Raw genomic sequence first — 5889 nt, 5'->3', positions numbered from 1 at the left:
GACAGCTACCCCCGCGAGCGCTGGCCCGCCTGTGCCCGCCGCCTGCAGCTGGCCGCCGAGTGGATGGACGAGGCCGCGGTCTCCACCATCCACTCCTGGTGCCACCGCATGCTGCGCGAGCACGCCTTCGAGAGCGGCAGCCTCTTCTCGCTCGAGATGAACCTCGACCAGTCGGAGCTCGAGCTGGAGGTCGCCCGGGACTACTGGCGCAGCTTCTACTACGCCCTGGATGCCGAGGCCCTGGCGGTGGTCACCCGCTACTGGGAGACCCCGGACGCACTGGCCGAGGACGTCCGCCGCCTGCAGGGCGACGCCGAGCTGCTGCCCGACGCCCCGCCCCCCGCCGGGGCGCTGGCCACCATGCAGGCCGAGCGCACCCGGGTGCTCGCCGAGCTCAAGGCGCCCTGGCCCGCCTGGCTCGACGAGCTCTCGGACGCCCTGGAGAGCGCCGCCGCCGCCAAGGCCTTCAACGGCGCCAGCCTCAACAAGACCCATCGCGCCAACTGGCTGGGTGCCCTGCGCGACTGGGCCGGCGACCCCGAGCTCGCCACCCCCGCGCTCACCGACGCCGCCTGGAAGCGCCTGACGCCGGAGGGGATCGCCGAGGTCTGGAAGACGGGTAAGCCCCTGGACCACCCGGCCCTGCACGCTCTGGTCGAGCTGCCGGACCAGCTCGAGGCCCTGCCCAGCGCCCACGCCGACCTGCTGGCCCACGCCGTGCGCTGGATGGCGGAGCGCCGTGAGCGCATGCAGCAGCGCCGCGCCGAGCTCGGCCCCGACGACCTGCTCGAGCGCCTCGACCGCGCCTTCGCCGGCCCCGCAGGCCAGGCGCTGGCCGAGCACGTGCGCCGCCAGTTCCCGGTGGCCCTGGTGGACGAGTTCCAGGACACCGACCCGGTGCAGTACCGGCTCTTCGACCACGTCTACCGACTGGCCGAGCCCCCCGACCCCGACAACCCTGGCGCCGTCCTGCTGATCGGCGACCCCAAGCAGGCGATCTACGCCTTCCGCGGCGCCGATATCCACACCTACCTGCAGGCGCGCCGCGACACCGCCGGGCGCCACGTGACGCTCGGCACCAACTTCCGCTCCTCCACCGCCATGGTGGAGGCGGTCAACCGGGTGTTCCGCTTCGCCGAGACCCACCCCGCCGGCCGCGGCGCCTTCCTGTTCCGCTCCCCCGAAGGCAACAACCCGGTGCCCTTCCTGCCGGTGGCCGCGAAAGGCCGCAAGGACGCCCTGACCCGCGACGGCGAACCGCTGCCGGCCATGACGCTCTGGCATTTGACGGGCGGGCATTTGAAGGGCGGGCATCTGGCGGGCGAAGACGAGGGCATGAGCAAGGGCGCCTACTTCAAGGAGATGGCCGCGCGCTGCGCCACCGAGATGGCCTCTCTCCTGCGCGAGGGCCAGGCCGGGCGCGCCGGCTTCGGCGCGCCAGATGAGCCCTTCCGGCCTCTCAAGCCATCGGATCTCGCCGTGCTGGTCAACAACGGCAACGAGGCGAAGGCGATCCGCGGCGCGCTGCTCGAGCGCGGCATCCGCAGCGTCTACCTCTCCGACAAGGAGGGGGTCTTCGAGACCCCGGCGGCCCTGGAGCTGGAGGTGTGGCTGGCCGCCTGCGCCGAGCCCGACAGCGAGCGGCGCCTGCACGCCGCCCTGGCCATGCCCAGCCTGGGCTTGGGGAATCACGACCTCGATGCCCTGCAGCACGACGAGCTGGCCTGGGAGGAGCGCGTGCTGCAGTTCCGGGGCTACCACCGCCAGTGGCAGCGCCAGGGCGTGCTGCCCATGCTGCATCGGCTGCTGGCCGACTTCGCCGTGCCCACCCGGCTGCTTGCAAAGAGGGACGAATCAGCGAGCGGGATGCAGCATAAGGCGCACGGAGCACAGGAAGCGAGACATAACGAGGGGTTAGGCGAGCTTTCGAGCACCGCGCAACGCAGTGATGCGCCCGCGCAGCGATTCGTCAACGGCGAAAGGCACCTCACCGACCTGCTGCACCTTGGCGAGCTCTTACAGGAGGCCAGCGCCGAGCTGGACGGCGAGCACGCCCTGCTGCGCCACCTGAGCGAGGCTCGCGCTCATCCGCCCCAGCAGGCCGACACCCACCGCCTGCGCCTGGAGAGCGACGCCGACCTGGTGCAGGTGATCACCATCCACAAGTCCAAGGGGCTGGAGTACCCGCTGGTCTTCCTGCCCTTCATCTGCGCCTTCCGCGAGAGGAAGGCCACCGACCTGCCACTCACCTGGCACGACGAGGCGGGCCGCCGCCACCTCTCGCTGGCGCCCGACGAAACCGTGCTGGCCCGCGCCGACGACGAGCGCCTGGGCGAGGACCTGCGCAAGCTCTACGTGGCCCTGACCCGCGCCCGCCACGCCACCTGGCTGGGCATCGCCCCGCTCAAGGGGTTCGAGCGCAGCGCCATCGGCCAGGTGCTCACCGCCGGGGCACCGCTCTCGTCGCCATCGACGGACGGCCTGCTTGAGGCCCTCTTCCCCCTCGCCCAGGGCGCGGCCAAGACGGAGCTGCGGGTCGAGCCGGCGCCGGAACCCAGCGACCTCATGGTGCCCATGGAGGCGAACGGCGAGGCGCTGCGCGAGGCGCTCACCCCGGCCCGCCGCGCCCGGGAGCACTGGTGGATCGCCAGCTACTCGGCGCTGCGCCTGGGGGGTGAAAGCATCGGTGGCGAGAGAATCGGCGGTAGGGAGGAAGAGCCCGCCCTTCTGGAAGAACCTGAAACCGCTCTTGAAGCCACCGCCCGGGAGATGCGCGACGAGCCCAGCGACCCGGCCAGCGTGCCGCTGCCGGTGAGTGATGCCTCGCTTCACCGGTTTCCAAGAGGCCCGGCGGCGGGCACCTTCCTGCACGGCCTGCTGGAGTGGGCCGGCGCCGAGGGCTTCGCCCGGCTGGCCGCGGAGCCCGAGCGCCTGAACGACACCCTGGCGCGGCGGGCCAACCTGCGTGGCTGGCGCGAGCGCATCCCGGCGCTACAGGCCTGGCTGCGCGGGCTGCTGGCCTGCGAGCTGCCGGTGCCGAACGCCCCCGAGGGGCCGGTGCCGCCGCTGCGCCTGGACCGGCTGGAGAGCGCTCACTATCAGGTGGAGCTGGAGTTCTGGTTTGCTGCCCACCGGGTCGACACCACCCGCCTGGACGCCCTCGTGAGCGCTCACACACTGGGCGGCGCCCAACGCCCGGCGCTGGAGCGCGACCGGCTCAACGGCATGCTCAAGGGCTTCATCGACCTGGTGGTGGAGCACGAGGGGCGCTTCTACGTGCTGGACTGGAAGTCCAACTACCTGGGCCGGGACGACGAGGCCTACAGCGAGGCCGCCATGGCCCAGGCGGTGCGCGAGAAGCGCTACGACCTGCAGTACTGCCTCTACCTGCTGGCTCTGCACCGCCTGCTGAAGGCGCGGCTGCCCGGCTACGACATCGATCGCCACCTGGGCGGGGCACTCTACGTCTTCCTGCGCGGCCAGCACGCTCCCTCCCGCGGCGTGCACCGCGAGCGCCCGCCTCGGGCGCTGATCGAGGCGCTCGACGCCCTGTTCCGCGATGCCGATGCCACCCCGGAGGAGCAGCCATGAGCGCTGGAGACACAGCCATGAGCGCTGGAGACACAGCCATGAGTGATCACTCGCCCACCGCCGATGCCGCCGACGCCCTGCGGGATACCCAGGCGCTCTTCGCCCTGCTCGACCGCTGGGTGGCCCGCGGCTGGCTACGCGCCCTGGACCGCGCCTTCGCCGCCTTCCTGGCCCGCGAGGTGCCCAACGCCCCCGCCCTGCTGCTGCTGGCCGCAGCACTCGCCAGCCACCAACTCGGCCGCGGCCATGTCTGCCTGGACCTGGAACGCACCCTGGCCGAGCCGGACCTCGCGCTCTCGCTGCCCCCGGAGGGCGACAGCCTGGAGGATCCGCCGCCGCTGCCCAGCGCCCTGCTGGGTGAGCTCACCCTCGCCGACTGGCAGGCCAGCCTCGATCACCCGCTGATCGTCGGCCACGGCCCCGGCAACACGCCGCTGGTGCTCGACGCCACCCGGCTCTACCTGCGCCGCTACTGGCACCACGAGCGCTCGATCCGGCAGCATATCGCCGCCAGGCTCCGCGACAGCACCGGGAGCACTGCGGAGACTGGTGGCAGCCCTGCGGAGACCGATGGGAGCCCTGGAAAGAGCACCGGGAGCCCTGCGGAGACTGGTGGGAGCTCGGCTCTGCCGGGCGAAGGCGCCGACAGGCGCCCAGCGGACCCCACTACCCTCGGGCAGGCCCTCACCGCCCTCTTCCCCTCCAGCGACACCCTGGACTGGCAGAAGGCCGCCTGCGCCCTGGCCGCCCGCTCGCCCTTCGCGGTGATCACCGGCGGCCCCGGCACCGGCAAGACCACCACCGTGGTCAAGCTGCTCGCCCTGCTGCAGACCCTGGCGCTGGGTGAAGGCCATCGCGCACTGCGCATACGCCTGGCCGCCCCCACCGGCAAGGCCGCCGCGCGCCTCAACGAATCCATTGCCGGGCAGGTCTCGGGGCTCGACCTGACGGCGCTTGCGCCATTACTCGCACATGGAGAAGACGATACCGAGCCGCTCCGTCGTGCCATTCCGACACAAGTCACCACCCTCCACAGGCTGTTAGGTTCAAGACCCGATACCCGCCACTTCCGCCATAACGCCCGCCACCCGCTGCCGCTGGACGTGCTGGTGGTGGACGAGGCCTCCATGGTCGACGTGGAGATGATGGCCGCCCTGCTCGACGCCCTGCCGCCCCGCGCCCACCTGGTGCTGCTGGGCGACAAGGACCAGCTCGCCTCGGTGGAGGCCGGCTCGGTGCTGGGCGACCTCTGCGCCCGGGCCGAGGGCGGCCACTACACGCCCGAGACCGCCGACTGGCTCGCCGAGGCCACTGGCCAGGCGCTGCCCCCCGAGATGCTCGACCCCAAAGGCGCCCCGCTGGACCAGGCCATCGCCATGCTGCGAGTCAGCCACCGCTTCGACGCGGCCAGCGGTATCGGCCGGCTCGCCGGTGCGGTCAATCGCGACGCGGCGGGCCGCGAGAAGCGCACCGCGATCCGCGAGGTGCTCGGTCACGGCTACGCCGACCTTTCCCACCTCAAGCTGGAAACGGACAGGGATCGCGGCCTGGAACGGCTGGTGGTCTCGGGCCACGCCGCGGGCTTCCCTGATCAAGGAAAGAGCGGCGGCGAGGGCCGCGTCGTAAACGGGAAGGTCCTGCCGCCGCCGGTAGGCTATCGCCACTATCTGGAGGTAATGCACAGCCTGAACGTCATGAAGCACGCGGCGCCGGAGGCGGATGCAAACGGAGAGACCGACCGCGAGGCCCTGGACGACTGGGCCCGACAGGTGCTGGCCGCCCACGGCCAGTTCCAGCTGCTCTGCGCCCTGCGCCGCGGCCCCTGGGGCGTGGAGGGGCTCAATGAGCGCATCCGCGCCGCCCTGGAGAAGGAAGGCCTGATCGACAGCAGCGACGGCCGCCGGCTCTGGTACCCCGGCCGCCCGGTGCTGGTCACCCGCAACGACTACGGCCTGGGGCTGATGAACGGCGATATCGGCATCACCCTGGCGCTGCCCCAGCCCTCGAGCGAGGTCGCCGGCCGCGGCCCGGCGCTGCGTGTGGCCTTCCCCGCCGGCGATGGCAGCGGGCGCATCAAGTGGGTGCTGCCGAGCCGCCTGCAGGCGGTGGAGACGGTCTTCGCCATGACGGTGCACAAGTCCCAGGGCTCGGAGTTCACCCACACCGCCCTGCTGCTCCCCGACGCCCCCAACCCGATCCTCACCCGGGAGCTGGTCTACACCGGCATCACCCGCGCCCGCCACTGGCTCACCCTGGTCGAGACCGGGCGCGGCCAGCTGCTGGATGCGGTGGAGCGGC

The 5889-nt window shown here is 72.1% G+C and carries 2 protein-coding genes; both read left to right on the top strand.

Translation table 11 applies throughout. The annotated features are described in order from the left end of the window. Positions 1-3591 (top strand): UvrD-helicase domain-containing protein (locus IBX53_RS14125; protein ID WP_290910412.1); only part of this gene is annotated, 3591 nt, incomplete at its 5' end. A 38-nt stretch (positions 3592-3629) separates the two neighbouring features. Next, a partial coding sequence (gene recD, locus IBX53_RS14120; protein WP_290910409.1) for an exodeoxyribonuclease V subunit alpha occupies positions 3630-5889 on the top strand: 2260 nt, incomplete at its 3' end.

It is taken from the genome of Halomonas sp., from assembly GCF_014859505.1.
Classification (GTDB): Bacteria; Pseudomonadota; Gammaproteobacteria; order Pseudomonadales; family Halomonadaceae; genus Halomonas.
This window is presented reverse-complemented; position numbering and strand designations above follow the sequence as displayed.